Origin of the sequence: Sorangium sp. So ce887, from assembly GCF_051521455.1 — a bacterium.
Lineage (GTDB): Bacteria > Myxococcota_A > Polyangia > Polyangiales > Polyangiaceae > Sorangium.
In genome coordinates this window covers 12,616,556-12,642,449 of the sequence record NZ_CP150354.1, presented here as the reverse complement: position 1 = coordinate 12,642,449, position 25,894 = coordinate 12,616,556, and the positions used below count along the sequence as shown (strand labels likewise).

At 70.8% G+C, this 25,894-nt stretch carries 22 protein-coding genes and 1 pseudogene; 8 read left to right on the top strand and 15 right to left on the bottom strand.

The features are described 5' to 3' along the window. The first annotated feature begins 42 nt into the window (after nt 1-42). A complete protein-coding gene (locus WMF36_RS47375; RefSeq protein WP_437577470.1) occupies nt 43-1,326 on the top strand; it encodes a CapA family protein in 1,284 nt (427 codons plus the stop codon). 160 nt (nt 1,327-1,486) lie between these two features. On the opposite strand, the gene WMF36_RS47370 is transcribed toward WMF36_RS47375, so the two are convergent. Both WMF36_RS47370 and WMF36_RS47365 read right to left on the bottom strand, forming a co-directional pair. Continuing rightward, the gene (locus tag WMF36_RS47370) at nt 1,487-1,702 is read right to left on the bottom strand and encodes an addiction module protein (RefSeq protein WP_437577469.1); all 216 of its coding nucleotides are present in this window, start codon (nt 1,700-1,702) and stop codon (nt 1,487-1,489) included. Nucleotides 1,703-2,024: 322 nt separating this feature from the next. After that, on the bottom strand, nt 2,025-2,204 hold the full coding sequence (locus tag WMF36_RS47365) for a zinc-binding dehydrogenase (RefSeq protein WP_437577468.1): 180 nt from the start codon (nt 2,202-2,204) through the stop codon (nt 2,025-2,027). Between the two features lie 41 nt (nt 2,205-2,245). Here WMF36_RS47365 and WMF36_RS47360 point away from each other — a divergent pair, with 41 nt between their 5' ends. Continuing rightward, nucleotides 2,246-2,749, top strand: a complete 504-nt coding sequence (locus WMF36_RS47360; RefSeq protein ID WP_437577467.1) for a hypothetical protein — start codon at nt 2,246-2,248, stop codon at nt 2,747-2,749. Between the two features lie 270 nt (nt 2,750-3,019). On the opposite strand, the gene WMF36_RS47355 is transcribed toward WMF36_RS47360, so the two are convergent. Beyond that, complete coding sequence (locus WMF36_RS47355) at nt 3,020-3,271, bottom strand: hypothetical protein (protein ID WP_437577466.1); 252 nt, start codon at nt 3,269-3,271, stop codon at nt 3,020-3,022. A 566-nt stretch (nt 3,272-3,837) separates the two neighbouring features. Here WMF36_RS47355 and WMF36_RS47350 point away from each other — a divergent pair. Both WMF36_RS47350 and WMF36_RS47345 read left to right on the top strand, forming a co-directional pair. Then, nucleotides 3,838-4,095, top strand: coding sequence for a hypothetical protein (locus tag WMF36_RS47350; RefSeq protein ID WP_437577465.1), 258 nt, complete (start codon nt 3,838-3,840; stop codon nt 4,093-4,095). 254 nt (nt 4,096-4,349) lie between these two features. Further along, a pseudogene (locus WMF36_RS47345) lies at nt 4,350-4,982 on the top strand (FAD-dependent oxidoreductase); the annotation flags it as partial. Nucleotides 4,983-5,127: 145 nt separating this feature from the next. On the opposite strand, the gene WMF36_RS47340 reads toward WMF36_RS47345, so the two are convergent. Together WMF36_RS47340 and WMF36_RS47335 are read right to left on the bottom strand one after the other, a co-directional pair. Further along, on the bottom strand, nt 5,128-8,319 hold the full coding sequence (locus tag WMF36_RS47340; protein ID WP_437577464.1) for a hypothetical protein: 3,192 nt from the start codon (nt 8,317-8,319) through the stop codon (nt 5,128-5,130). Between the two features lie 792 nt (nt 8,320-9,111). Further along, nucleotides 9,112-9,333 carry a hypothetical protein gene (locus WMF36_RS47335; protein ID WP_437577463.1) on the bottom strand — a complete coding sequence of 74 codons (222 nt, stop codon included), beginning with the start codon at nt 9,331-9,333 and terminating at the stop codon, nt 9,112-9,114. A gap of 522 nt (nt 9,334-9,855) precedes the next feature. Between WMF36_RS47335 and WMF36_RS47330 the strand changes: the two genes are divergently transcribed. From WMF36_RS47330 to WMF36_RS47320, 3 genes are all read left to right on the top strand, one after another. Then, nucleotides 9,856-11,643: a hypothetical protein gene (locus tag WMF36_RS47330; RefSeq protein ID WP_437577462.1), complete on the top strand. Its 1,788-nt coding sequence runs from the start codon at nt 9,856-9,858 to the stop codon at nt 11,641-11,643. A gap of 4 nt (nt 11,644-11,647) precedes the next feature. Further along, on the top strand, nt 11,648-12,361 hold the full coding sequence (locus WMF36_RS47325; protein ID WP_437577461.1) for a peptidoglycan-binding domain-containing protein: 714 nt from the start codon (nt 11,648-11,650) through the stop codon (nt 12,359-12,361). A 138-nt stretch (nt 12,362-12,499) separates the two neighbouring features. After that, nucleotides 12,500-12,988, top strand: a complete 489-nt coding sequence (locus WMF36_RS47320) for a CapA family protein (protein ID WP_437582055.1) — start codon at nt 12,500-12,502, stop codon at nt 12,986-12,988. A 60-nt stretch (nt 12,989-13,048) separates the two neighbouring features. On the opposite strand, the gene WMF36_RS47315 is transcribed toward WMF36_RS47320, so the two are convergent. Continuing rightward, nucleotides 13,049-14,014 (bottom strand): NAD(P)-dependent alcohol dehydrogenase, encoded by a 966-nt coding sequence (locus tag WMF36_RS47315; protein WP_437577460.1) that lies wholly within the window; start codon nt 14,012-14,014, stop codon nt 13,049-13,051. 502 nt (nt 14,015-14,516) lie between these two features. Continuing rightward, nucleotides 14,517-15,008, bottom strand: a complete 492-nt coding sequence (locus WMF36_RS47310) for a hypothetical protein (RefSeq protein ID WP_437577459.1) — start codon at nt 15,006-15,008, stop codon at nt 14,517-14,519. Between the two features lie 9 nt (nt 15,009-15,017). Between WMF36_RS47310 and WMF36_RS47305 the strand changes: the two genes are divergently transcribed. Then, nucleotides 15,018-15,356: a hypothetical protein gene (locus WMF36_RS47305; protein ID WP_437577458.1), complete on the top strand. Its 339-nt coding sequence runs from the start codon at nt 15,018-15,020 to the stop codon at nt 15,354-15,356. 95 nt (nt 15,357-15,451) lie between these two features. Here WMF36_RS47305 and WMF36_RS47300 read toward each other — a convergent pair whose 3' ends face one another. The 8 genes from WMF36_RS47300 to WMF36_RS47265 all read right to left on the bottom strand — a co-directional run bounded on the left by WMF36_RS47300 (nt 15,452) and on the right by WMF36_RS47265 (nt 25,889). Beyond that, nucleotides 15,452-16,312, bottom strand: coding sequence for a hypothetical protein (locus WMF36_RS47300; RefSeq protein WP_437577457.1), 861 nt, complete (start codon nt 16,310-16,312; stop codon nt 15,452-15,454). Between the two features lie 464 nt (nt 16,313-16,776). Further along, nucleotides 16,777-17,742 (bottom strand): type II secretion system protein GspC, encoded by a 966-nt coding sequence (gspC, locus tag WMF36_RS47295; protein ID WP_437577456.1) that lies wholly within the window; start codon nt 17,740-17,742, stop codon nt 16,777-16,779. A gap of 220 nt (nt 17,743-17,962) precedes the next feature. Beyond that, nucleotides 17,963-19,513 carry a BNR repeat-containing protein gene (locus WMF36_RS47290; RefSeq protein WP_437577455.1) on the bottom strand — a complete coding sequence of 517 codons (1,551 nt, stop codon included), beginning with the start codon at nt 19,511-19,513 and terminating at the stop codon, nt 17,963-17,965. Between the two features lie 212 nt (nt 19,514-19,725). Then, nucleotides 19,726-20,955 carry a molybdopterin molybdotransferase MoeA gene (locus tag WMF36_RS47285; RefSeq protein ID WP_437577454.1) on the bottom strand — a complete coding sequence of 410 codons (1,230 nt, stop codon included), beginning with the start codon at nt 20,953-20,955 and terminating at the stop codon, nt 19,726-19,728. Between the two features lie 40 nt (nt 20,956-20,995). After that, nucleotides 20,996-21,580: a Uma2 family endonuclease gene (locus WMF36_RS47280; protein ID WP_437577453.1), complete on the bottom strand. Its 585-nt coding sequence runs from the start codon at nt 21,578-21,580 to the stop codon at nt 20,996-20,998. 94 nt (nt 21,581-21,674) lie between these two features. Next, nucleotides 21,675-23,576 (bottom strand): DUF2330 domain-containing protein, encoded by a 1,902-nt coding sequence (locus WMF36_RS47275; RefSeq protein WP_437577452.1) that lies wholly within the window; start codon nt 23,574-23,576, stop codon nt 21,675-21,677. A gap of 254 nt (nt 23,577-23,830) precedes the next feature. After that, a complete protein-coding gene (locus tag WMF36_RS47270) occupies nt 23,831-24,916 on the bottom strand; it encodes an ABC transporter ATP-binding protein (protein WP_437577451.1) in 1,086 nt (361 codons plus the stop codon). A 94-nt stretch (nt 24,917-25,010) separates the two neighbouring features. Beyond that, nucleotides 25,011-25,889, bottom strand: coding sequence for an ABC transporter permease (locus WMF36_RS47265; protein WP_437577450.1), 879 nt, complete (start codon nt 25,887-25,889; stop codon nt 25,011-25,013). Between the last annotated feature and the right edge of the window lie 5 nt (nt 25,890-25,894).

The following is a 25,894-nucleotide window of genomic DNA, read 5'->3' as shown; positions in this document are numbered from 1 at the left end:
TGAGCGGACAGGTCTGCCCGATCGGGATTCTTGGACGCGGTCATGCCCCGGTGGATAATGCGCGCCGAGAAGCCGCTCGAGATGCGCCCCGCCCCTTTCTTCCTCGCGATGTGCGCCGCGGCCGCGCAGATCGGCTGCGAGCAGCCCGCGAACGTCGGCGCCGGGCTCGCCCCACCGCCCGCCGTCGCGCCGGCTGCGCGCCGCGACGCCTCCGCGGCGCCCCGCGACACGCCCGCCGCCGCCGCATCGCCCGCCGTCCCCGCCGCGCCGCCCGCGCCGGCCGACGCGATCACGCTCCTCGCGGGCGGCGATGTCTGCCTCGGCAAGGCGCTCGGCCAGGAGCTGCTCCGCAATCCGGCGCACGATCCGTTCGCCCCGGTCGCGGCGCTGCTCGCCTCCGCCGACGTGCGCTTCGTCAACCTCGAGAACCAGCTCAGCGACCAGGGCGGGGAGACCCAGCACCGGCTCCAGCCGCTCGTGTTCACGGGCCCGCCGGCCGGCGCGGACGTGCTCGCGCGCGCCGGCATCAGCGTGGTGTCGCTCGCGAACAACCACATGTGGGACTACGGCAAGAGCGCGTTCCTCGAGACGCTCGGCCACCTGGAGCGCGTGGGCGTCGCCTACGTGGGCGCCGGCCGGACGCGGCTCCAGGCGTACGCGCCGGCGATCATCGAGCGCCGCGGCTTCCGCGTGGCGCTGCTCGCCGTGACCGGCATCTGGAACCAGGGCTCGCTCTGGCAGCACCCGGGGCGGGAGTTCGTCGCGGCCGCGGAGCGGGACGGGCTCGCCGCCGCGGTGCGCGCCGCGCGCAAGCAGCCCGGCGTGGACGCGGTCATCGTGAGCTACCACGGCGGCACCGAGTACCTGGACACTCCGCTGCCCCAGGCGCGCGCGCTCGCCGGCGCCGCCATCGACGCGGGCGCCGACGCCTTCGTCGGCCATCACCCGCACGTGCTCCAGGGCATCGAGCTCCGCCGCGGCCGGCCCATCTTCTACAGCCTCGGCAACTTCCTCATGAAGGTGAAGAGGACCGGCCCCGCTGTCGAGCTCGCGATGCTCGCGCGCCTGCGCCTGCGGCGGGGCGCGGCGCCCCTCGCCGAGATCTGCCCCGTGCGCAGCGAGGGCCTCGGGACCGTCCCGCTCGCCGCCGACCCGCGGCGCGCCGACACCGAGGCGGCGTTCGCCGAGCGGATGCGCCGCCTCTCGGCGTTCGTCAAGGGCGCGCCGGCGATCGGCCCCTTCGCCGCCGACGGCTGCGCCCCGCTCGAGCCGGCCGCTGAAGCGGCCCCCGCCTCGCCCCCGAGGGTCGCCGGCCCGATCCGCTGAGCGACGCTTTGCGGCCCTGCCGCGGGCACGCGCGCGAATCGCGCGGCACCGTCGGTCGGCGCCGGTTGTTGGGCGGCGCCGAGCCCAGACCGCTGCTCCTCGTACCAGCGGAAGGTCTCGATGGCTTCGGTGCGAGCTTCGGCGAGGAAGACAACGCGGCTCACGACTCGCCGGTGGTCATCTCGGCACGGACGTCCTCCCAGGAGGCACCGATGGGGCCTTCGAGCTCGAGGCGATCCAGGCGGCGATCGAGCTCAGCGCGAAGCTCGGAGCTCAGGGGAAGATCGTCCGAAGCGAGGCTTCGCCAGAGGTCATCGATCAGGTCGAGCTTCTCGTCGGCGGTGAGCTTGGAGAGGTCGAGCGCAGGCTTGCCCATGGTCGGATCCTGCACCAGAAAGGGCCGGCGACGCCAGCACACGCGAGCCTGGGCGGCGTCGATGGCCCCCGCCGTCTGCGGGCGTGGCGCCGGCCCCCTTGAGGTCGGCGGGTGCCGGCCGCCGCTGCGGCCACCGGCGCCCTGGCGCTGGGCAGCCTGGGGAGAAAGAAAAGCGGACCGAAAGGGCGCGATGGACGCAAGGGAAAGAGGAGATTGGCGGTCATGTCAGCCTTCTTCGCGGCCCGCCTGCCGCTATGCCTCCCCGTCGTCGCGATTCGTCGAGCGATAAGGCTCCATGGAGATATGGGGGAGCACAGGCCCCTCACGGAGTGAGCTTCAGCACCACGTTGCCCGTCTTCTGTCCGGACGCAACGTAGGCATAGGCCTCCTGGACCGCGTCCAGGGTAACGGTACTGTCGATGATGGGCCGAAGATGGCGCTCGGTGACGAGCCGGTGCATCACCTCGAGAAACACCTTCCGGTCGATGGGTATCGGGAACACGACCCGCTTTCCGCCGAGAGCGGGCGTGAGGACTGCCAGGAATGGATTCTGCCAGCCAGGCCTTCCGCGAGATCGGCGCGCCATCACACGAGGAGCTCGAGGACATCGTGCAGCGCATCCGAGAGCGCACGCTCCGCTGGCTGCGAAAGTGCGGCCTGCTCGACGAGCGTCCGAACGAAGAGCGCTCGAACGAAGCGCCGGAACGGAGTGCGCTTGACGCTTGCGCTGAGGTCGCGCTCCGCGGGGGCGAGTTCGTGAGGATTGAGGACGAGACCGTCGTGCCGCCGGACGATGGAGGCGAAGCGCGGTTCGAGCCGAAGCGCCGTGGGCCGCTCACGGTGGAGCTCGATGGTTTCAACGTCGAGGCGGCGGTGCGCATCGAGGGCTACGACGACGAGGGGCGCGAGCGGCTCGTCCCGCCGGTGAAGCTCCCCCGCTTCGAGGTGCGCATGTACTGGCACGAGCGCCACCACCGCGATTTGGCGCAGCAGTGGTTCCGCGATGCGGTGCGCGGCGCGGCCGAGCCGTCGTCCGTCAGAGCGTGACGCCGAGCGAGGCGTAGATCATCCGGCCATTCTGCGTCATCGCAACAATCAGGTCGCGCACTTGCTAGAGCGTCGCTCGCGGCTCCGGCCGCTGGCGACGCAGACGCGCCCTGAACCAGGCGGACCTCGATCTTCGTGCCGGGGGACGAGCACCTCGCCGGCCCCAGCGTGTCCGCCCGCGTCCGCCCGGACCATGGGTAGGGCGAGGCCGCGCGCAGCGGCGCGACGGCGGCCGGTTGACGCGGGGATCTCCTGGCTCCAGCGGCGGAATCAGCAGCCGCAGTACCACACATTGCCCTCGCGTTCGCAGTCGCCTCCCGCGCCGCACATACAGACACAGATGTCCGCATCGCAGGTGCAATTATCGCTACTGGCCGCCTCCCGAGCCTCGCCGACCTCGGCGTCTGCGGCTTCACCCGCCGTCACCGAATCACCATCCTCCTCCACGGTGGATCCGTCCGCCTGGACCGCGCACCCGGCCATCATCCCCAGGAGAACAAACAGCATGAAAACGTGCTTCATGTTCGACGACTCCTTTCATCAGAAAGAAAATCGTTGATCCCACCACCGCGACGCGACGTCAAGACAGACCGGTTGGCGTGTTCTCCTCGAGATCGGGGTCCCCGCCGCGGACGAGCCCCGGATACCATGGGCGATGACCACCGGGCCGGCAGTCCGTTCTCCGGCGTCCAGTGACGGTCCCGTCCCGCCACGGGCGGCTCGCGCCATGGGTACCGCGAACACCCCTCTCCCCGATGGCGCTCTGCCCTGCGTCCCCGGCGCCGCCCGCTCGCTCGGGGGCAGGAAATCCAAACGTGATCCGAAAGTCAAGCTACTCATAGCGGCCGTCTCACCCACCGTACAGCCACACTGGCGAGCTCGACGAGGACGTCGACCTGGTCAGTCAGCCCATCGCGCCCATCGAGCTCCTGCGCCGCATCCGGGAGGCGTTCGACCGTCCGCAGCGGCGCGGCGCAAGGGGCTCACGCCCGTCCATGAGCGAGCCGAACGGCCGAATCGAGCTGGCAAACGTGCAGCACGCTCGGCGGCGTTGAGAGCGCGCCCGCCTTCTCGAATCCTCTCGCGCCATGCCCAAGTTCATCGCACTCCACGTTCGCAACGCCCTGGTCATGCACGGCTACGACGCCGACAACACGGAAGGCGTCGAGCAGATCCAGGACGAGCCGTTCGTCGACAAGCTGATCGCCGTCGAGCGCATCCAGTCGGACTCCGAGAGGTACGTGCTGGTGACCTCGTCCCACGGCCGAGCGCTGCACTGGGAGTACGAAGGCGGACTCGCCGCCCTGACCGGGCGGCTGGCGCGCGCCGGGCTCGTGGTCGCCTGAGCGGCATTGACGGCGCTCATCCCTCTGCCAGTAGGGTACAGCTATACGGTAGGATGCCTTCCGCTTGGTGCTACGTCGCGGTAATCCCAGGCGTTTCAGGCGTGGAAGACCTGCCTGATCGCACAAGGCCCGTTCTGTCAATGAGCTCGCACCGTCGGACTGCACGAGTCAGGAACGGCTCCGAGAATCTTGACTTTGCGGAACGCGTTTGCTTGTCCTTCTATGGAACGTAGTGTCAAGCCAGATCCCTCCCGATCGACGACGCGCGCGCGGTGTTCCTGTTCCGCAGCCCGCGCGAGCTCGATGTCCACCACCGGGACGTCGCGCGGCAGAAGCAATTGCTGCGCGAGGCGTTCGCCGGGGCCGGCTGGGAGGTGCCGCGGCTGATGGCCGAGCTCGATCGGACCCCGGCGTTCTACTTCGACTCGATCACGCAGCTGCGCATGGACTCGTGGTCACGCGGGCGCGTCACCCTGACCGGGGACGCCGGCTATTCGCCGGGGCCGGCGGTCGGCGGCAGCACCAGCCTCGCGGTGGTCGGCGCCTATATCCTCGCCGGCGAGCTGGCCGCGGCCGGCGGCGACCACGCGCGCGCGTTCCAGGCCTGCGAGCGCAAGCTGGCCGACTACGTGCGCCGCAGCCGGGTGTTCGCGCTGAACGCCGCCAGGCGCCTGGTCCCGGGCAGCCGGTTCAAGCTGTGGGCGCTGGCGCAGATCGGCCGCCTGGTCAGCGTGGCGCCGCGCGGGGTGTCGCGCGCGCTGGCCAAGCTGAGCAGCCACGGGGTCCGGCTGCACGACTCGATCGCGCTCAAGGAGTACGCGCGCGCCGACGGCGGTCCGGCAGTCTGCTGTCCTCGCGGACAGGCCGTGACGCGGGTGGATCCTTGATGTGCCGCTCCGCGACGTCGATCTGCGGCGGGAAGGTGATTGCCCCCCGTCGACGCACTCCTTGCCTGGACTGGTCGGAGCCATCGACCTGCTTTCGCCACCGCGAGCGCGCCTCGACGTGCGGAGGCGCGCTCGCGTGCGAAGCTCAGAGCCCGGCGACGGCGACGGGAAAGCTCACCTTCGGGCTGCCATTGCCGAGTTGACCCACGCCCACCGCGCCCCACGCCGCGATCGAGCCTGTCCGGCGGAGCACGGCGGTGTGGTTCGTTCCAGCGCTGATGCTCACCGCATCGGCGACGTTCGAGACCGGCACCGGCGTCAGCGCATCGACCACCGAGCCGCCTCCGAGCTGCGCGCTGTCACCGCGACCCCAGCAGAACGCTCCCCCGAGGGCCGTGACCGCGCAGGTGTGCGAGGAGCCCGCGCTCAGGTGCACGACATCGCCGAGGTTCGAGACCGGCATCGGAATGGTGGCGCCCGTCGTCGTGCCGTTGCCCAGCTGTCCACCAGAACCGGCGCCCCAGCAGCTCACCGAACCCGTGCTGTGGACCGCACACGTGTGAACCCTCCCCGCAGCGAGCCCGACGGCGTCGCCCAGGCCCACCACCGAGACCGGCGTCGGCGAGCTCGACAACGTGGCGTTTCCAAGCCCCCCTTTGCCCCAGCATGAAACAGCGCCTGACGCGTGCAAGGCGCACGTGTGCTCGCCACCGGCCGCGACGTCGACAGCGTCGGCGATGTTGAGCACGGTGACGGGCCTGGTCTGGGAGGTTGTGGCCCCGTTCCCGAGCCGACCGTCCCAGCCCGCCCCCCAGCAGGACACTTGCCCGTTCTGGCGCACGGCGCACGTGTGGAGAGCGCCTGCGCTGATCGCGACGACGTCCGACAGGACCGACACCGCGACGGGCGTGCGGCGGTCATCCAGCGAGCCGTTCCCGAGCCGGCCATTGGCGCCCTCCCCCCAGCACTGGACCTGCCCGCTCTGAAGCAGGGCGCACGTGTGGGATGCGCCCGCGGTGACTTGAACGGCGTCGGTGAGGTCAGACACAGGAGTGGGGGTCGTCTGGTCCACCTCGGAGCCGTTGCCGAGTCGACCGTAGGCCCCCTCGCCCCAGCACTGGACCTGGCCGTTCCAGCGCAGCGCGCACGTGTGGGATGCGCCCGCGGTGATCTCCACCGCGTCATCGAGGTCCACCACGGGGACCGGCAACGGTGCGGTATCGATCGTTCCAATCCCGAGCTGCCCATAGCCTGCCGCCCCCCAGCAGCGGAGCTCACCGGTGCTTCGCACGGCGCACGTGTGAGTTAGGCCCGCCGCCAAGGCGCGCGCGTCGCTCAGGTCCAGCACCGCAGTGCCGCCCCGGTTCGACGACAAGAACCTTCCAATCCCGAGCTGGCCATCGGCGCCATTCCCCCAGCACACGACGGCGCCGTTCCGGCGCAGCGCGCACGAGTGGCCCGCGTCCCAGCCGCCGCGCGCATTGCTCGTCTCGAGCGCGACCGCATCCGAGAGGTTCAATACCGCGACGGGCGTGAACATGGTGATCGCAGAGCCGTTGCCGAGCTGGCCAGTGAGCCCGTTCCCCCAGCAAACGGCGCCGCCGTTCGCTCGCACGGCGCAGCTGTGCCCCGTGCCGGCCGAGATCGAGATCGCGTCGTTCAGGCCGAACACGGGCAGGGGCGTCGACTGGTCCGCCGTGAGGCCATTGCCGAGCTGGCCGTTGTGGCCATCTCCCCAGCACACGACGGCGCCGGTAGCGCGCAGCGCGCAGGTATGTGCGCCGCCCGCGTCGATGTCGACGGCGTCGGTGAGGTCCGAGACCGTGACTGGCGTCGTCGCATCCGCCGTAGAGCCATTGCCGAGCCGGCCCGAGCCGCCACGACCCCAGCACACGACGGCACCGGTCGCGCGCCGCGCGCACGCGTGATCGCCCCCGACGTCGAGGGCCACGGCGTCGCTGAGACCGGACACGGTGACGGGCATCGTCGTACTCGCGGTGGCCCCGTTCCCGAGCCGACCGTTGCTGCCCGACCCCCAGCAGACGACGGCGCCGGTCGCGCGCAGCGCGCACCCATGGGACCAGCCAATCCCGACGCTCACGGCGTCGTTCAGGTTCGAGACCGGCGTCGGCGTGGCCGCCGAGATCGTGGTGCCATTGCCGATCTGTCCGTTCGCGTTGTCGCCCCAGCAATAGACCTTCCCACCCACGACGGCGCACGTGTTGTACTCGTTCGCGCTGATCGGGCTCGTCTCACACGCCCCGTCCTCGTCCCAGAGCCCCTCGACGCACGTCGCCGACTGGACCCCGCCGGGACACGTCGCGAGCGCCACCTCGCCGTCGACGCACTCGTCGGGATCGATGCACGCGCCGGTGTCCGCCCACGCGCCCTGCGTGCAGGTCTGCTGCTGATCGCCGCGACCGTTGAGCCCGCACGGAACGTCCTGCGTCGCGCCGTTCGTGCAGACGTCGGGGTCGACGCAGGCGCCATCGTCCTGCCACTGGCCATCTGCGCAACGCTGCAGCCTCGTGCCCGCGCCGTTGTATCCGCAGCCCACCTCTTGCGTCGCGCCGTTCGTGCAGACGTCGGGATCGGCGCAGGCGCCATCGTCCTGCCACTGGCCCGCGGTGCAGATCTGGCGCTGCGCGCCGGCACCGTTGAGCCCGCAGGCGAGCTGCTGCGTCGCGCGGTTCGTACAGACGTCGGGATCGACGCAGGCGCCGTTGTCCTGCCATTGCCCTGATGTGCATACCTGGGGCTTGGTTCCGGCCCCGTTCAGGCCACAGGCTGCTTCCTGCGTCGTGCCGTTCGTGCAGATGTCCGGATCGACGCAGGCGCCCGGCTGCCAGACGCCGCCCGTGCAGACCGAGGTCGCCGTCCCGGCGCCGTTGTGGCCGCAAGGCTCGCTCTGCTGGGCGTCGTTGACGCACTCGTCCGGATCGTCGCACGCGCCCTCGTCGACCCAGACACCGTCGGTGCAGACCTGCGTCTGCTCCCCGTTTCCATTGAGGCCACACGGCACGATCTGCGACGCGCCCGCGGCGCAGCCGGGGCCTCCGCCGCTGCCGCCCGCGCCGCCTGCGCCGCCCGCGCTGCCTGTACCGCCGGTCCCGCCCGCGCCGCCGGTCCCGCCCGCGCCGCCGGTCCCGCCCGCGCCGCCGGTCCCGCCCGCGCCGCCGGTCCCGCCCGCGCCGCCGGTCCCGCCCGCGCCGCCCGGACCGCTCGTGCTGGCTGCCGCGCTGCCGCCGGTCCCGCTCGGGTAGCCGCTGCTCGTGCTGGTGTCGTCTGGCTCGTCGCCGCACGCCACGGTGACGAGAGCGACGAGGGCGACGAGCATCCGCGCGAACAGCGCTCGACCCGCACCTCGACCTGATACAGCCCTGCTCCCGTCGATGCGAGAGCGCCGTCGAGTGTCCAATGCAATCCTCCGTCTGGTCGTGATAAGCGTCACAGAAAACTACAGAATTTCCTTCCTCGTTACACCACGTCTCTGTTGCGGCAGCTCACGAGGACGCGTCCCAGTGGCCCGGGGGACCGTGCCAGCAGGTCATGGACGCTCGCCAGCAGGTCCGGAGCCCTTGCCAGCACCCGCTGGTGCAGCTCCCCCGAGCTGCTGGCCGCGCTCCCCGAGCTGCTGGTGTCACTCCTCCGACCCGCTGGTGCACCTGCCCCTTCGCGCTGATATCGCTCCTCCGACCCGCTGGTGCAGTTTTCCTGCGCTGCTAGCCGCGCTCCCCGATCCGCTGATCCCGCTCCCCAGCTCCGCCGGGCCGCGTCCCGGAAGCGCTGGTGCAGCTCCCCGGTGACGCAACCGTGCTTTCCGGTGCGTCGGGCGCTGCTGGTGCGCGCCGAGCTCTGCTGTCGTGCGACGACCGCCCATTGGCCACGATGCCCCCACTGGCCACCACCCCCAACGGAGGTAGGTTATGGAAATCGAACTATCACAAGAGCAACCAGCAGGGTACAGCTATACGGTAGGATGCCTTCCGCTTGGTGCTACGTCGCGGTAATCCCAGGCGTTTCAGGCGTGGCTCGCAAAGCCCGGGCCTGTCGCCAACACCATCCCGGGCGTCCCGGGCACGCCAGGAACGTGTATCCTGGATCCCCTCCCCGATCTGGGCCATTCCCCTCACCCGTCATTGCGCCAGCGCCATCCACCACGGTTCGGTCTCTCATTGCCCGCGAACAGCGCCAGCATCTCCTTCGCCACCTCATTACGGAAACGCGGACCCGCGAACGTCACGAATAGAAGCTCGTTACGGAAACGGAGGTCCGCGGACGTCACGAACAGGACTTCGGAGAGCGACAGGTCGATGACCTTGTCAGGCGGCCCGCTGAGGCAACCCATCACGAGAGACGCTCGATGTTGGAGGGACGACGGAGAAGGTCAGCTCGCATGGTTTTCCTGAGAGGCAGTCTCGACGGCGGGGTCGGAGTGTCCAGCGGCGTGTGGTTTCGGGGGGGAGCGGTGGCGCGGGCTGGTCGCGCAGGCTGGTGGCATTGACGAGCGACGCCGGTTGAGCAGGGGGGCATGGTACACGTTCGTGCATCCCCGGCGCGGTCTCCCTTCCTTGGGTCCCCGCGGCGCATCGCTGGCACCTCGGCGCGAAGGCGCCGCATGCTTTCGCCGCGGTTTCGCCCGAGCGAAGGAGCCGCACGGCATCGTCGAGGGCGGGCGACGGCCTGTTTGCACGCCGCGCCGACACAATGGTGGTAACGTCGCCGCGTGATTCCGATCGACAAGGGCGCAGCCCCGAACGTCCTCACCGCAGACGGCGCACGTTTCCAGACGGAGGCGGTCAAGTACTGGAAGGACCCCAAGGCCTACGGCGGTGACCCGGGGGCGAAGAAGAAGCGACGCAGCAAGAAGAAGGTGGACGCCGGCAGCGAGCTCGCGGACACCTTCGCCAAACACGCCCGAATCGCCGACAACGGTGCCTGCGCGGGGTTCGAGAGCAAGCTCTTCTCGGTCCACAGCTACTACTCCGACCCTGCCGTCAAACGCGCGCTCATCCGCTCGCACTTCGGCAAGTGCGCCTTCTGCGAGAGCTTCATTCTCGACACCGACGTCGGGGACGTCGAGCACTACCGGCCCAAGGCCGCCGTCAAGGAGGCCAATCCACTGAACACCGAGGTCGTGCGCGACGTCGACGATCACCCCGGTTACTTCTGGCTCTCCCAGACCTGGGCCAACCTGTTCCTGAGCTGCAAGCAGTGCAACCAGACCTACAAGGGCAACCGCTTCGACGTCGCGCCCGTGCCGCACCCACAGCAACCGAACGTGTTCGTGCTCCCGCGGTTTCTCCCCGGCGCAGGGGCCGAAGTGGCCATGCTGCTCGATCCCGGGAGCGGCAGCGTCCCGAACCCGCGGGAGGTGTTGCGCTTCGATCCGGCCACGGCGCGGGTCGGGGCGATCGCCGGCGGCAGCGGAAACCAGCAGAACAATCAAGCTCGGGCCAATCGGACCATCGAGATCGTCGGCCTCAACCGCCCGCGTCTCGTGCAGGCGCGCGCGGCCCACCTGCTCCGCCTGCGCGCGCTCTTCGTGCTGGCCGCGAGCGGCGGCGGGGTGATGAAGGCCGACGCGGCGAAGACCATTTTCTCGTTCCAGTATCCCCAGGAAGGCCCGTGGAAAGCGGCCCAGCTCGCCCTCGGCATCGCGGTGCGAAGCGTCGCCGAATACTCCTCCCTGGCCATCGACGCGCTCGTCGAGTGGAACAAGGAGCTCGTTCTGGTGGAGGCCACGCTCAACGTGGCGCAACAGCAGCCGCAGCGGGTCTTCGTCAACCGCGCCATCCAGCTCCCGCTCCAGCCGTGGGTCACCCTCGCGGAGCAGGCTCGCGCCGCCGCCGAGAACCAGATCGATCGCGAGGGCGCGCCGGATACCCGCGATCTGGACGAGAGCTACAACGAAGCTCTCGCGCTTTACAAGAAGACAGTCCAGGCGATCAGCAAGAACTGGAAGGTGGTCGAGAAGACCGTCGCACAGATCCATCAGTTGGAGATGAAAGTCTCGGAAGTCGAGCGGGCAAAAGAGGCCAAGCTGACGGAGCTGACCAAGCGGGAGGATCCGCTGTTCGATCTGCAGGAGGAGATCGCCAAGATCGACCGGGAGCTGAACAAGCGCAAAGAGCACATCACGCTGCTCAACCTGTCCGACGCTTATGCCGCCGCGCCCGGTGACCAGGCCCGGAACCTGGTCCTCGCCAACACCCCGCCCGGTTACCACGACCCCGTGAAGGACAACGCCAAGCTCTCCACGCAAATCCGCGCCGCCAAGAAGGCCGAGCTCGAGAAAGAGGGACAGGAGCTCACCAAACAGCGCCTGGTTCGCGTCGAGCAGAAGAAGGGCCTCGAGCTCGCGGCGAAGCCGTTCGAGGACGAGCAGGACAAGATCAACGCCAAGGCCGAGGAGATCTCGGCCATCTACATTGACGGTTACGTCGACACGGTCGAAGGCATCCGCACGGACATGGTCGACCTGGCCCACGGCTATCGCAATCGCGGCGCCGCGAACGAACGCGGGCAACGCGCCGACCTCCTGGAGGCGGTCGCGGGGGAGCTGCAAGACTTCCTCTGGGGCGAAGGGCCGCCCTCCGGGAGGCTGAAAACGCAGATCGCGACCAACAAGGGATATCCGCCTTCCATCCGGTTGAAGTAGCGTATTGCGCGCCGGCGAAGGGCGCTCGCGCCGTTCCCGGCGCCGGCGGATCTCGGGCGAAGCGAAAGGAGACGACGTGGCCGGCATGTGGATTGAAGTGAAGCAGGGCGAGTCGGCGGAGAGCATTGCTTACCAGCACGGGCACTTCGTCGATACGGTGTGGAATCACCCGGAGAACCGCTCGCTCGCGCGCCTGCGCAAGACCCCGCACACCCTCTTTCCCGGTGATCGGCTGTTCGTGCCCGCCATCACGCCGCGCGAGGTGGAAGCCGTGACCGAGCGGCGGCACGTCTTCCGGCGGCGCGGCGTGCCCTCGCGGCTGATCATGTACCTGCACGCCGACGGCGACGAGGTGCTGGCGAATCGGCCTTATCGACTGGAGCTGGGCGGACTGACCGAGACGGGCACCACCGACGCGAACGGAATGGTCAGCCTCCCGGTGATGCCGGACCAGGGCGACGGGCGCCTCACCGTCGATCGGGACGGCACGGCGTGGGTGGTGAAGGTCGGTATGCGACGACTCGACCCGATCAGCGAAATGAGCGGCGTCCAAGGCCGGCTGCGCAACCTGGGCCTCTATGGCGGCGAGGTCGACGGTCTCAACAACCAGCTCACGATCCACGCCGTGCAGATGTTCCAGCTCCGCCACGGGCTGACCACGACAGGGCGCGTCGACGACGGCACCCGGGCGAAGCTGGAGGAGGTCCACGGCTGCTGAGCAGGCCTGTCCGAAAGGGCCGCGGAACCGGTGCAGGCAAGGCGGGAGAAGGCGCCGAGGGACCACAGCCGAGGGCCAGGCTGAAACGCCTGGGATTACCGCGACGTAGCACCAAGCGGAAGGCATCCTACCGTATAGCTGTACCCTACTGGCGGCACCGAGTACCTGGACACCCCGCTGCCCCAGGCGCGCGCGCTCGCCGGCGCCGCCATCGACGCGGGCGCCGACGCCTTCGTCGGCCATCACCCGCACGTGCTCCAGGGCATCGAGCTCCGCCGCGGCCGGCCCATCTTCTACAGCCTCGGCAACTTCATCATGAAGGTGAAGAGGACCGGCCCCGCGCCCGAGCTCGCGATGCTCGCGCGCCTGCGCCTGCGGCGGGGCGCCCCGCCCCTCGCCGAGATCTGCCCGGTGCGCAGCGAGGGCCTCGGGACCGTCCCGCTCGCCGCCGACCCGCGGCGCGCCGAGACCGAGGCGGCGTTCGCCGAGCGGATGCGCCGCGTCTCGGCGTTCGTCAAGGGCGAGCCGGCGATCGGCCCCTTCGCCGCCGACGGCTGCGCGCCGCTCGAGCCCGCCGCGGAGGCGGCCCCCGCCTCGCCGTCGAGGGTCGCCGGCCCGATCCGCTGAGCGATCCCTGGCCCTCCGTCGCGCATGCCTTGCCGCTCGGAGCGAGGCTGCGCAGACCCCTCACGGAGTGAGCTTCAGCACCACGTTGCCCGTTTTTTGTCCGGACGCAACGTAGGCATAGGCCTCCTGGACCGCATCCAGGGTAACGGTACGGTCGATGATGGGCCGGAAATGGCGCTCGGTAACGAGCCGGTGCATGACCTCGAGAAACGCCTTCCGATCGATGGGTATCGGGAACACGACCCGCTTTCCGCCGAGAGCGGGCGTGAAGACTGCCAGGAATGGATTCTGCCAGCCAGGCCCGAGCTCCGAGGAAACGTACACGCCCTTCGGCGTCAACAAGCGCTTGCAGGCGCCGAACGTGCTCGTTCCGACCGCGTCGAACACGTAGTCATAGACCTGGTCGTCGCGGGTAAAGTCCGCTTGCTCATAGTTGATGACCCTGTCGGCCCCCAGCGACCTCAACAGCTCCAGGTTCTTTGTGTTCCCCACCGCGGTCACGGTGGCGCCCAGGTGCACGGACATCTGCAGAAGCGCGGATCCGATCGCCCCGGTAGCCCCGTTGATCAGCGCGCGCCGCTCCTTCTTGAGGCCCGCTCGCTCGATGATGCTGTAAGCATACCAGGCGCCCTCGATGCAGGCTGCAGCCTCCTCGAAGCTCAGGCCGGCGGGCATGCGCGCGACCGAGGCATCCCCGGAGATGACGAGGTACTCCGCGTGAGACCCGGCCCCGAGATCGTTGATTCCCCAGACATCGTCGCCGACCGCAAAGCTGCGTACTCGCGCGCCGATCGCCTCCACCCGCCCCGCGAAGTCGGTGCCGAGCGTCTCGGTCCTGGGCCTGCGAAGACCGGTCGCGAACCGCATGATGAACGGGCTGGCCGAGAGCAACGCGCAGTCGGTGCGGCTCACCGTAGCTGCGTGGACGCGAACCAAGATTTCGTCATCGGCCGGCGTGGGCACTGCCACGTCTTCGATCCGAATGACTGCCGGTGTTCCATATCGTTCCCGTCGGGCGGCTCTCATGGTTCAGCGATACCGGAGATAGCTGAGCATGTCCATGTTGCTCATCGTGGGCAGACAGGCCGCCCGCGGTTGTGCTCCCGGCCCGCCAGCGCCCACCCGAGATACCACTCGACGTCCTCGGCCGCCGCCTCGGCCTGTCCGCGCACGAGCGGGTCGCGGTCCTGCAGCCCGGCTTCTATGGCCGGTTGAACCCTACGGGTGCGATGCCTTGTTGGCAGCATGAGGGGGGAAAGAGAAGAGGACCGCAAGCTGAGAGATCCCCTCATTTCGTGACGAAATTTGGCAAATTGATGGTCGCATAGAACCGCTCCATGGTCGGCATATGCAGGTTCATCGGCGACAGGATTCATCGAAACCCTGAGCTTCATGGACCGCGAAGCGAAGGTGGGGATGTGCTTGGGGCACGCCGACGAGGCCGAAGAACGCCTGCTCTGTCGGGTGCGATCGAGGCGGTCCGGGCACACCGGACCGCCCCGATGGCGATCGGGCGGCGGGCGCGCGCTCAGCCCTCGCGCGCCACGCGGATCGCCTCCGCCAGCCTCTCTGGCGTGACCTCCCAGTCCTGCAGCACCGCCGCCGCCCAGGCCGCGACCTCGGCCGGCGTCCGGAAGACGTTCGGCGCGGGCCCCTGCGTCCCGCGGGCCTGCAGCCGCATCATGATGGCGCGGACCGAGGCGGCGATGAACCCCTCGGCCTCGATGAGCGTGGCCATGCCCTTGAGGGACTTCCCGGGAGCGCTCGCCGCCCGCTGCATCGCCGCCCGGGTCTCCTCGTCGGGCGGCCCGGTATTCTGGCGGGGGACCACGATCAGGAACGCTGCCCCTCCCGGCTGGCGCGCCGCCCAGGGCTGGAAGAGCGCCCGGGAGCGCTCGATGCCGGCGACGCTGGCCTGCCCGCGCCAGACGAGCAGCATGAGCCGCCGCCAGGTTGCCACCACGTATACGTCCGTCCGCTCCAGCAGCTCGACCTTCACCGGCGCGGAGGAGGTCACCATCGCACCCGATTGTCCTCCCTGCGGGGTGGCCACCGCAAGGCCCCGACGTGTAAGGTTAGCAGCCCGACGTCCTCAGCCGCGGCGACGCACCTCCTCCAGAGCGCCTGCATTCGCACACCGCTCACTGGCGAAGGCGCGAATTCGCTGGCCCCGATCCACCCGCTGCAGCGCGTCGACGAGGTGCGGGACACGGTCAAGCGCCGCACACGCTCGCTCTATCGCCAGGGGCTCTACGGGTACGACTGCATTCCCACCCTGCGCGAGGACTGGCTTCGGCCCCTCATGATTGCCTTCGACCGCATCGTCCGGGAGCACGCCGTCTTCCGCGATATCTTCGGCGTCATTTGAGGGGATTCCCCGGGTGCCACCCATCTCCCGCGTGGACGCGCCAGGTGACCCGGATGGGTTCACGGCATGCCGCCCGCCCCGGGGCGGGGGCGCCGTCATGTCTGCCTTCCTCCTAAGGCACCCCCGCGCCGTGCGCCGTTCACCTCGTCGACCGCCTCGAGCGCGCTCTCGATCTCGCGGACGAGCTCGTCCGCCGCCTGCTGCTCCCGGTCGACGCGCGCCTCCACGGCCGACGCGTCGAGGCGCAGCTCCACCCGCCGCAGCACCTCCGCGACCCGCTTGCCCTCGGTCGAGGCGGCGTCCACACGCCGCCGCTTCAGCGCGCCCAGCGCGGCCTCCACAGCCGGCACGAGCGGCGCGGCCACGACCGGGTCAGCAGCCTTCAGCTTGGCCCGCGTGCGGTTCGCGAGATCGATCAGCTGGCCGAACGGCGAGCGGGCGCGCCGGCGATGCACCGCCCACCCCACCGAGGCGAGCACGCCGAGCCCGAGGAGCACGGCCGCGCCCTGCACGTAAGGGGCGACCGCGGGCGGGACGGGCGGGACCAGCGCGTCCGGCACCTCGACGGTGATGCCCCCATGCAGGCAGCCGCTCAGCTCCTGCGCCGTCTGGAGCCGCGTGCGCGCGAGCGGCAGCAGCCGCAGCGGAAGGCACGGCGCCTCCACGCCCGCCAGCGCGCACGCGGGCGCCGGATCGCCGGTCGCGATGGCGTGGACCTCGTGGCTCACAGGGTCGCGGCTCGTCACGTGAAAGCCGCCCTGCGCGAAGTCGACAAGCCCGCCGCTGTCGACCGAGGCGCCGCCGGGCGCCCCCGCAGGCCAGGTCGTCGTCGCCGCGTCGATGACCGAGGCGTCCGTCGAGCAAACGAGCTTGCCGCGAAGGACGATCTCGCCACCCGGCGCCACGTCGACGTGCTGCGCCGCGCGGTCGCGGCGGAGAGGGAAGGTCTGCGTCATGTCCGCACCTCCAAGGTGCCGGTGGCTCGCCGCGCTCGAGGCATCGTGGCCATGCGCCCAGCCCTCAGCGGAGGTGCGCCCGCAAGGCGGTCTCGAGGAGCATCGCGAGCACCAGCGGCTCCCCCAGGCCGCCCGCGGCGCCGAGGAGCGCGCGCTTCGCCCACACCATTCCGAGTTCGCCCATGAGCTTCTCCCTCCCCGCGGGCCGAGCGGGTGCTCGGTCCGACGGGCCAGCGCCGCTTCCGTTCTGTCGCTCCGCTCCCGGGACGGCGCCGCCGTGATGCCGCCGAGGAGTTCCGCTTAGACAGCGCCGGAAGAACGAAGTTCGGCAGAGATCGCGCACAGGCCCGCCGCGCCGCTCGTCGCCAGCCGAGGCCCGCCACGAGCAGCGCGGCGACCGCCACGTGCGCCCTGATCCAGGGACGCCGCGACGCGGTCGCCGGGGACCTGGCCGCCGCCTCGCGTCAGCGAATGTTGACCTTGAGCCTCACCGGGCGGCCGTTGCGCTCGACGACGACGGACAGGCTCTTGTCGGACTGCATGCGCGTGTAGGCCATCATGGCCTTCTGCGGGTCGGTCAGGTCGATGCTGTTGATCGACTTCACGAGATCGCCGCTCTGCAGCCCGAACGACTCGAGCACCGAGCCGGGCTTGATATGCATCTTCAGCCCGACCACCTGGTTGTCCCGCATCTCCGGGATCGCCGCCGAGGTGTTCGTCACGATCTCGGGATTCTCGAAGATCTTCGCGGCGGCCGATCGATCGATGTCGAACTCCGTCTCGCTCACGCGCTTCATGCGCGAGGCGATCTCGGGTGGGACGTCGCTCCTGCCGGACGCGCGGGACGGGCGCTCGCGGGGCGGTTCCGGCGCCCTGGGCTGCGACTCGGGCGCCTTCTTGCCGTCATTGTCGCCCTTCTTGCCGAGCTGCATCTGGCAGCGCGCGCCCCCCGACGTCATCCACACCCGGTCCCAGGCGATGTGCTCGACCTTCCTGCCGGCGATCTGCCCGCCGCGCCGCCCGAGCGCGGTGCGTCCGCCTTCCGCCTCGACGGCCGCGAACGACCATTCCGGGTCCTCGGACACCGCGATCAGCACGACGCGGCCTGTGTCGCACGGAGGCGCGAGGTAGGGATCGAGACTGGAGAGAGCCGCCTGACCGGCGAGCGCCTCGCTCGGCCGGGGCACGAGCGGCCCTGTGATCGAGTCGAACGGATTGCGCTCCAGGATCGGCGCCGCGCTCGGCGAGCGGTCCTCGGAGAGCGGCTCCTCGACGAGCGCTGTCGCCCGGGGAGCGGGAGGGGCGCCGTCCCGCGCGATCTGGTGGGCGATGAGGTGAGATACCCCGGAGGCCTGATAATACGCGGAGACCGCGACCATTCCTCCCAGGATGAATATGAATCCGCGCTTGACGAACGCGTCGGGGCTCATTGGTAACGCTCCTCCTGGCGGGAGCGCGCCGGGGCTCGCAGCGCGCGTGTCCCTTGCCGCCGCGGCGGTCGCGGCAGTGCACGCCCGCGCCACCGGCAACACCGCGCGTCAGGATGAGCACCGAGCGTGCCCGCTCACGGGTGGATCGCGGCGTGCCGGCGGGAGTCCGGCCCGGGCGGGCGGGCGCGCGCTCAGCGCGGAGGAGCGTTGCTCGCGCGGCTCACTGGAGGGTGTACTCCAGGCCCCAGATGTTCACGGAGCCCCGCTCCGGATAGTACACGGTGAGCGCGTCCGAGGTCTCGAGCCGGGCTGTGTCGATCAGGGGATCGGAGAAGAAGCGGCCCGAGTCGGAGGCGTCGAGGAGCGTCCAGGTCGCATAGCCGTCGCTCGGCGAGGCGCCGGCGATGCGCAGATCCGGGAGGATCGCGTAGACGTTCTCGGTGGAGGAGATCGCGAGCTTGCCCCGGAAGTTCTCGATGACGCGCAGGCCGAGGCCGTGTCGCGCCCAGGTCCCCTCGGGTTCCCGGACGTAGTGGAAGAACTCGCTGCGCGCCCGGGCATTCGTGAAGTTCGCGTTGTCGGCCTCGGCGTCGGGGAGGTGCGAGAGCAGCACGTGGACCCGGCCGCTCGCGTCGACCGCCATGTGCTCCTGGTTGATGAGCCCTCGATTCTGGCCGATGGCCCACACGGAGAGGCCCGCCGTGCTCCGGGTGACGAAGGAGGCGCCGGTGGTCGCGACCTTGTCACCCGCGTTGTTCTGCCAGGTGCGCCCGTGATCATCGCTGTAGATGTACAGGAGGCCGTGGTTCGTTGTCGCATTGGGCGTGTCGCGCCAGCACCAGGCCGCGTGCAGGCGCGAGCCGCCGCGCGTGTACGCGAGGCCGTGCAGGTAGGCGTTGATGCTGGCGTCCGTCCCCTCGATGTACTCGCCGAGCGCGCTCCAGGCGTGCGTCGTCGTGTCGTACTCCCACAGGTGCTCGTCGCCGCTCCCGCTCTCGCCGATCCGCGCGCTCAGGAGGAGCTTGTTGCCGCCGGGCTCGGTGACGAACCGCGGGTACGTCACGAGATGCACGGGGGTCGATCCGACCAGCGCGCTCGAGACGGCGCTGAAGCTCGCGGCGGCCCAGGCCGTGCCCTCCGGGTCGGTCAGCAGGCCGGCGACCGAGCGGCGGTAGTGCAGCGTGCTGCCGTGGTGATCGAAGGCGAGGTGAAGCGTGCCGTCCCCTGGCGCGATCCCGAGAGAGATCGTGTTGTGGGCGTCATCGGCGCTGAGCCGGTGGTCCTTGAAGTCGAACTTCTGCCACGCCCCGGCGTCCCCTCCCGGGCCGGCCGGCAGCTGCCGGCGCGCGAGGACGACGTTGCGGCTGGTGTTCCAGAAGGCCGTGTACTGATAGCCGCCGAACGACACGATCGCGTCCTGCTGGAAGGATTCGCCGTTGAGGTAACCACCATAAGACACCACGGTGAGCCCCGACTCCGCGATCTTCCCCTCGGCGAGCTTGACGATCCCGGGCGCGACGGCTTCCGCGCCGCCGCCGCCGGAGGTCGTGGCGCTCGTGGTCGTGCCGCTCGCGGCCGTGTCGCCGCCCGCGCCGGTGGTCGCGGGGATCGTCGCTCCTGTCGCGCCGCCGGCGTTCGCGCCGCCTCCGCCGGCGTCCCCGCCTGAGGTGGAGCCTTCGGGGGTCGCGTCGTGCTCGCCGTCGCTGCAGCTCGCCAGGCAGCCGGCCGATACGAGGATAAGCAGAACGGAGAAGGGATGGCGGAGGGTCATGTGCCTTGCCCGAGGGTACTGCCGTTCAGCGGCGTCACCAAGCGCCACCGGCGCCGGCCGAGCCGGTCAGCGACGCTTCGGCTTGCCAGCCTGCGTTCGCGGTGCACACGGACAACCCATGAAGATCCTGATGCTGAGTGGCACGTTGTTCGTCGGCCGGCACCTCGCCGAGTCCAAGGTTCCGGCCTCGACCGACCCTCGCCCGCCTCGCCTCACACGTCGTAGAGCAGCACCTCGACCTCGGCGCCCTCTCCCACCACCGCATCCTCGGCTCGCACGATGACCACGCCGTCCGCCTGCGTCGTCGACGACAGGATGGACGCGCCGCTCGTCGCCATCGGAAACACCCGGTCCCCCTCGACACGCACCCTCACGTAATCGACGCGCCCCGGCTGCGAGGCGATCTCGCTCGCCACCACGCACCGCGTCCGCCGGTGCGGCCACGCGCGCGACAGGCCGCCCAGGGCGCGGATCGAGGGCCCGGCGAAGAACTCGTAGGCGCAGAGGCACGACACCGGGTTTCCCGGCAGCAGGAACACCGGGCGCTCGCCCGCCAGAAAGCCGAACCCGGCGGGCTTCGCCGGGCGCATCGCGACCCCGTGGACCGCCACCTCGCCCAGCTCCGCGAGCACGAGCGGCGCGTGGTCCTCCGAGCCGACCGACGACCCGCCCGAGACCAGCACCACATCCCCGCCGGCCGCCGCGAGGGCGCTCCGGACGGCCTCGCGCCGGTCACGGACGTACGCGACGGTGACGTCCTCGGCGCCGTCGCGGCGCGCGAGCGCCGTGAGCACCAGGCTGTTCGTGTCGACGATGCACGCCCCGCTCGGCACGCTCCCCGGCGGCAGGAGCTCGTCGCCCGTGATCAGGATCCGCACCGACGGCCTCCGCACCACGCGCACCTCGGCGACCCCGGTCGAGGCGAGCACGCCGGCGTCCTGCGGGCGCAGCCGGCGCCCGGCCGGCACGACCTCCGCGCCCTCCAGCACGTCCTCGCCGATCGACGCGACGTGCTTGCCGGCCGGCACGGGCGCGCGCACCCGCACGACCGCCGCCCCGTCCCGGCCCTCCGCCTCCTCCGCGTGCTCCGCCATCAGCACCGCGTCGGCCCCCTCGGGCACCGGCGCGCCGGTCGTGATCCGCACCGCCTCGCCCCGGCGGATCGCCCCCGCGTGAGGGCGCCCGGGGAACGACGCGCCCACGAGCGCGAGCTCGACCGGCGCGCCGGCGGCCGCGCCGGAGGTCGCCTCGCCGGCGAGCGCGTAGCCGTCCATGGCCGCCCGGGCGAAGTGCGGCACGCTCACCCGGGCCAGCACGCGCTCGGCCGCGACCCGCCCCGCCGACCGGGCGATCGGCACCGGCTCGTCGCCGAGCCGCCGGATCCGCTGCTCCAGCACCTCGATCGCCCGCGCGACCGCCGTCTGCTCGCGAAAACCTCGCATCCGGACGTCGCGCACCAGGGCTCCGTGAACCGACGGCCCCTCAGCCCGCGGCGGAGGTCTCGAGCGCGCCGCGGTAGACCTCGTCGACGTCGAGCGCGCCGTCGATCGACGCGAGCCTCGCGCGCTCGCCCGGCCCGGCCTCGTAGAGCGTCCACGAGTCGTCCTCGTTGCGCCGGAAGACCTCGATCCTCCGGTGCGCCTGCGAGACGAGCACGTACTCCTTCAGCGACGGGATGCGGCGGTAGTGCGCGAACTTCTCTCCCCGGTCGTACGCCTCCGAGGAGTCCGACAGCACCTCGACGAGCACCAGCGGGTTGAGCACCGCGTCCTTGTCCTCCGGATCGCGCACAAGCTGGCCGCAGACGACGCTCACGTCCGGGTAGGTCGCGAGGCCCGTCGCGAGCACGCGCACGCGGAGGTCGGACGAGAACACCTCGCAGGGGCGCCGGTGGAGCTGCGCGCCGAGCGTCACCGTCACCCGGGCCGCGAGCCGCGCGTGCTCCGGCGTGCCGCCGGCCATGTCGAAGATCTCGCCGCCGAGAAACTCGTGCTTTGTCGGGCTCGCCCGCTCCTGCTCGAGGTACTCGGCGTAGGGGAAGGAGAGCTTGCGGGCGGGTGCGTTCACGTCATGGCCTCCCGCGGGAGTATGCCACGAGAAGCCCCCCTCCGGCACCGCCAGCTCCCGCCGCGGCGCCGCCCGCCCGCGCCTTAACGCCGGCTTACCGCCGGCTGCTCCTCCGGGGCCGGCTCGCGCGCCGGAGCGGCGCGATCAGCGCGAACACCCCGAGCGCCATGACCGACAGCTTCGGCCCCCGCTTCTTCCGGGCGCTCGGCTGCCGCTCGCCCGCGATCGAGCAGTCCTCCGACTCGGCGGAGTCGTCGGAGCCCCCGCTGCAGCCGTCGTCCTCCGCGTAATACTCGTCCTCGGACTCGCTCGTGTCGCCGCTGCAGCCGTCGTCCTCCGCGTAATACTCGTCCTCGGACTCGCTCGTGTCGCCGCTGCAGCCGTCGTCCTCCGCGTAATACTCGTCCTCGGACTCGCTCGTGTCACCGCTGCAGCCGTCGTCCTCCGCGTAGTACTCGTCCTCGGGCGCAGGCTCGCTCGTGTCGCCGCTGCAGCCGTCGTCCTCGTACTCCTCGTCGTAATAGTCGTCCTCGCCCTGCGGCTCGGTGTCGTCCACGACGACCGTATCGGCGGTGCCGGCGCAGCCGCAGCCCATGTCGGCGACCGGCTCGTCGTCGTAATAGTCGTCGACGAGACCCCCACCCGACGAGCCGCCGGTCGTGCTCGATTCGCCGGTGCTCGGCCCGCCGCCCAGGCCCCCGGGTCCGCCCACGCCCGACGAGCCACTCGCGCCGCTCGCGCCGCTCGCGCCGCCGGCGCCGGTCTCGCTGGAGCACGCGTCCAGGCGGACGGCGCCGGCCCTCACGATCGGCGAGACGGACGCACCGGCCCCGAACGTCAGCGGCCAGTCCGCGCCGGCCTGCCCGGCAGCGAGCCGGAGCGAGACGCGGGTGAGCCACACCGACGACGGCGCGAGCCCGGAGAGCCCGACCGCGAGATCGTCGGCGACCGGGCCGCAGCGCAGGAGATCGGGATCCGTCTCGTCCCTCCGGGGCGACTCCGCGCAGTCGAGCGACCCGTCGACCACGCCGAGCGCGGCGCGCGGGCAGCTCGCGGCGACCGCGAGGCTCGACTCCAGCGCGGCCGCGGCCACCGCGGCGCACGCTCCCGGGCCGTCGCCGACGTCGCCGTACGCGCTCGCGCGCGCGAAATAGGCCGCGATCACGCTGTCCACGCTGTCGCTGCCGATGGCGATACGGCGGCTCAACGCCCCGTGGCCCGCGCCCTCGACGAGCGCCCCGTGGAGCCCCGCCTGGCCGAGGGCCTCGGCGCGCAGCGCCTCGTAATCGCTGCGCTGCGCGCCCGCGTCCCAGCTCAGCGAGGCCGGCGGGAGCGTCACCGGCGCCGCGCCCGTCAGCGCGCCCCGGCCGTCGCCGAGGAACCACGCCGTCACGCGCACGTCGCCCTCGCCCGCCCTGGCCAGCGACAGCGGCAGGCGCGGCTCGCCGCCGCCCATGGCGATGCGCAGCGTCCGCGTGATCGCCGGCCCGCCGGGCGCATCGAACCGGGCCGCCGCGAAGCGCATCCCCTGCAGCTCACCGAGCTGCGCGGCCGTCTCGGAGGAGAGCGCGAGCCCCGCCGACTCCGCCCAGCGCGCGACCGCGACCGCGTCCTCGAGCACCGTCACCTCGATCGGCTCGAGCGTCGCCTCGTGCGCGAGCTGCCCGACCGTGTGGAACGGGCCCGGCGCGCCCTCCTCCCCGGGGCAGTGCGGGGCGACGCCCTGGGGCGGGAGCACGCGCGGCGCGGTGGCCGCCTCGAGCGCCTCGAACCACGCGTCCGAGCTCACATCGAGCGCCGCCAGCGGCGGCACCGGCACGACGACCGCCACGGGGCCGCGCGCCCCGTCGAACCGCAGGCTCGTCCAGAGCGTCGTGCGCTCCGGCCCCGCCGCGACGGCGACGCGCTGCTCGACGGACGCCTGTCCGGCGCCGGGCAGCCACGCCCCCGCGGCGAGGACGTCGCCAGGGAACGAGAAGAGGACCGCAGGAACCACAAGCGCAAGCGACCGTCGGGGCATGCGAGGCCGATTGGCAAGCAGCATGCCCTTCATCGTACGCGGCATTCGAGCCCGACTTCCACGCTGTCGCGTCCGGATGAGAACCGCAGTTCACGGCGCCCCGGCGCCACACCGGCTCCCCCCGGCGGCGGCGCGCGCAATGGCCGGCGGGGCACGGCGGGCGGCCGGCGTACCTCCCGAGCGCGCGGCCGGCGCACGGCGCGCTCGCGCGAGCGCCGGCCCGCGGCGGGTCACTCCTCGTGGACGATGACGATGTCGTCGGGGTGGAGGTGGCAGAACACCCTGTCGCCGGCGTGCAGCGCGGCCTGGACGGAGCTCTCGTTGGCCACCACCGCCGTGAGCGCGAGCCCGGAGTCGGTCCGGAGGCGCAGCTGGTCGGTGGCGCCCTTGAACAGCTCGTCCTCGACGTGCGCCTCGAAGCAGTTCTCCAGGTCGCCGTGCCGCTCCTTGCGGAGCGCGATCTTCTCCGGCCGGATGGAGATGAGCGCGCTCTCGGCCCCGCCCGCGAGGTGCTCGGCGTTGACGAGGAGCTCGATGTCTCCGTCGAGCCGGACCCGCGCGCGCTCGCCGCTCCGCGAGAGGACGGTCGCCCGGAGGATGTTCGCCTGGCCGATGAAGCTCGCGACGAACGTCGTCTTCGGGCGGTGGTAGATCTGCGACGCATCGCCGAGCTGCTCGATCCGGCCCTTGTTGATCACGGCGATGCGGTCGCTCATGGTGAGCGCCTCTTCCTGGTCGTGGGTCACGAACACGAACGTGATCCCGAGCTTCTTCTGGAGCTCCTTGAGCTCCACCTGCATGGCGTGCCGGAGCTTCGCGTCGAGCGCGGAGAGGGGCTCGTCGAGGAGCAGCACCTTCGGGCGGCAGACGATGGCCCGCGCGAGCGCGACCCGCTGCCGCTGCCCGCCGGAGAGCTGCGACGGCTTGCGCTGCTCCATGCCCCCGAGCGACACCATCGCGACCGCGGCGCGGACCCGCTCGGCCAGCTCTTGCTTCGGGACCTTCTTCATCCGCAAGCCGAAGCTGATGTTCTCCTGCACGGTCATGTGAGGAAACAGCGCGTAGCTCTGGAACACCTGGTTGACGTCCCGCCGGTAGGGCGGCTCGTGCGTGACGTCCTTCCCGTCGAGCAGGACGGCGCCGCTCGTCGGCGTCTCGAAGCCCGAGATCATCCGGAGCAGCGTCGTCTTCCCGCACCCCGAGGGGCCGAGAAGGGTGATGAACTCGCCCGCCTTGATCTGGAGATCGACCTCGCTCACGGCGTGGAAGCTGCCGAATCGCTTGGTGACCGCGCGGAGCTCGACCATCACGTCCATCGATTCACCTCGAGGAATAAGGAGGACGACTCGGCGGCGCCGACGACCGAACGAGGCTCACCGAAGACCCGCGACGAAATCATCACCGTGATCATCACTGTTCCTGCTCCTTGCGCAGGCCAAGCAGGAAAAACAGCGAAAACAGGAGCAGCAGCGTCATCCCGAGCGCGGCGCCGAACGGCCAGTCGCGCGCCTGCCCGAACTGGTTCTGGATGACATTGCCGATCATCGGCACGCGCGACCCGCCCATGAGATCCGTGATCGCGAACATCCCGAGCGCCGGGATGAACACGAGCAGGACGCCCGCGAGGATCCCCGGGCGCGTGAGCGGGACGATGACGTGCGAGAAGGCGGACACGGGCCCCGCGCCCAGATCGAACGCCGCCTCGATGAGCGCGTTGTCGAGCTTCTCGACGCTCCCGTAGATCGGCAGGATCATGAACGGCAAATAGGAATAGACGAGCCCGATGACCACCGCCGTCGGCGTGTACATGATGTCGAGCGGCGCCGAGATGATCTGCAGGTAGAGCAAGAGCCCGTTGAGGAGCCCCTCCGACTTGAGGATCGACATCCACGCATACGTCCGGATGAGGAAGCTGGTCCAGAACGGCACCATCACCAGCATGAGCAGCCTGTTCCGGACGCCCTCCCGGGCCCGCCCGATGAAGTACGCCACCGGATAGCCCGCCACGAGGCAGATCACCGTCGTGATGGCGGCATACTTCATCGAGCTCAGCAGGATCTTGAGGTAGGTCGCGTCGAAGACCCGCGCGTAGCTCGACAGCGAGAGCTCGAAGACCACCTGCCCGAGCTCGTCCCGCTCGCAGAAGCTGTAGACGAGCATGATCGCGGTGGGCGCCACGACGAAGGCGAACAGCCAGAGCAACAGCGGGGCGAGCAGCAGCCACCCGCGGACACCCGGCCTGCGCCGCGCGCCCTGGAGCTCGACGACCTGCCCGGTGGCCGTGTTCATGACGC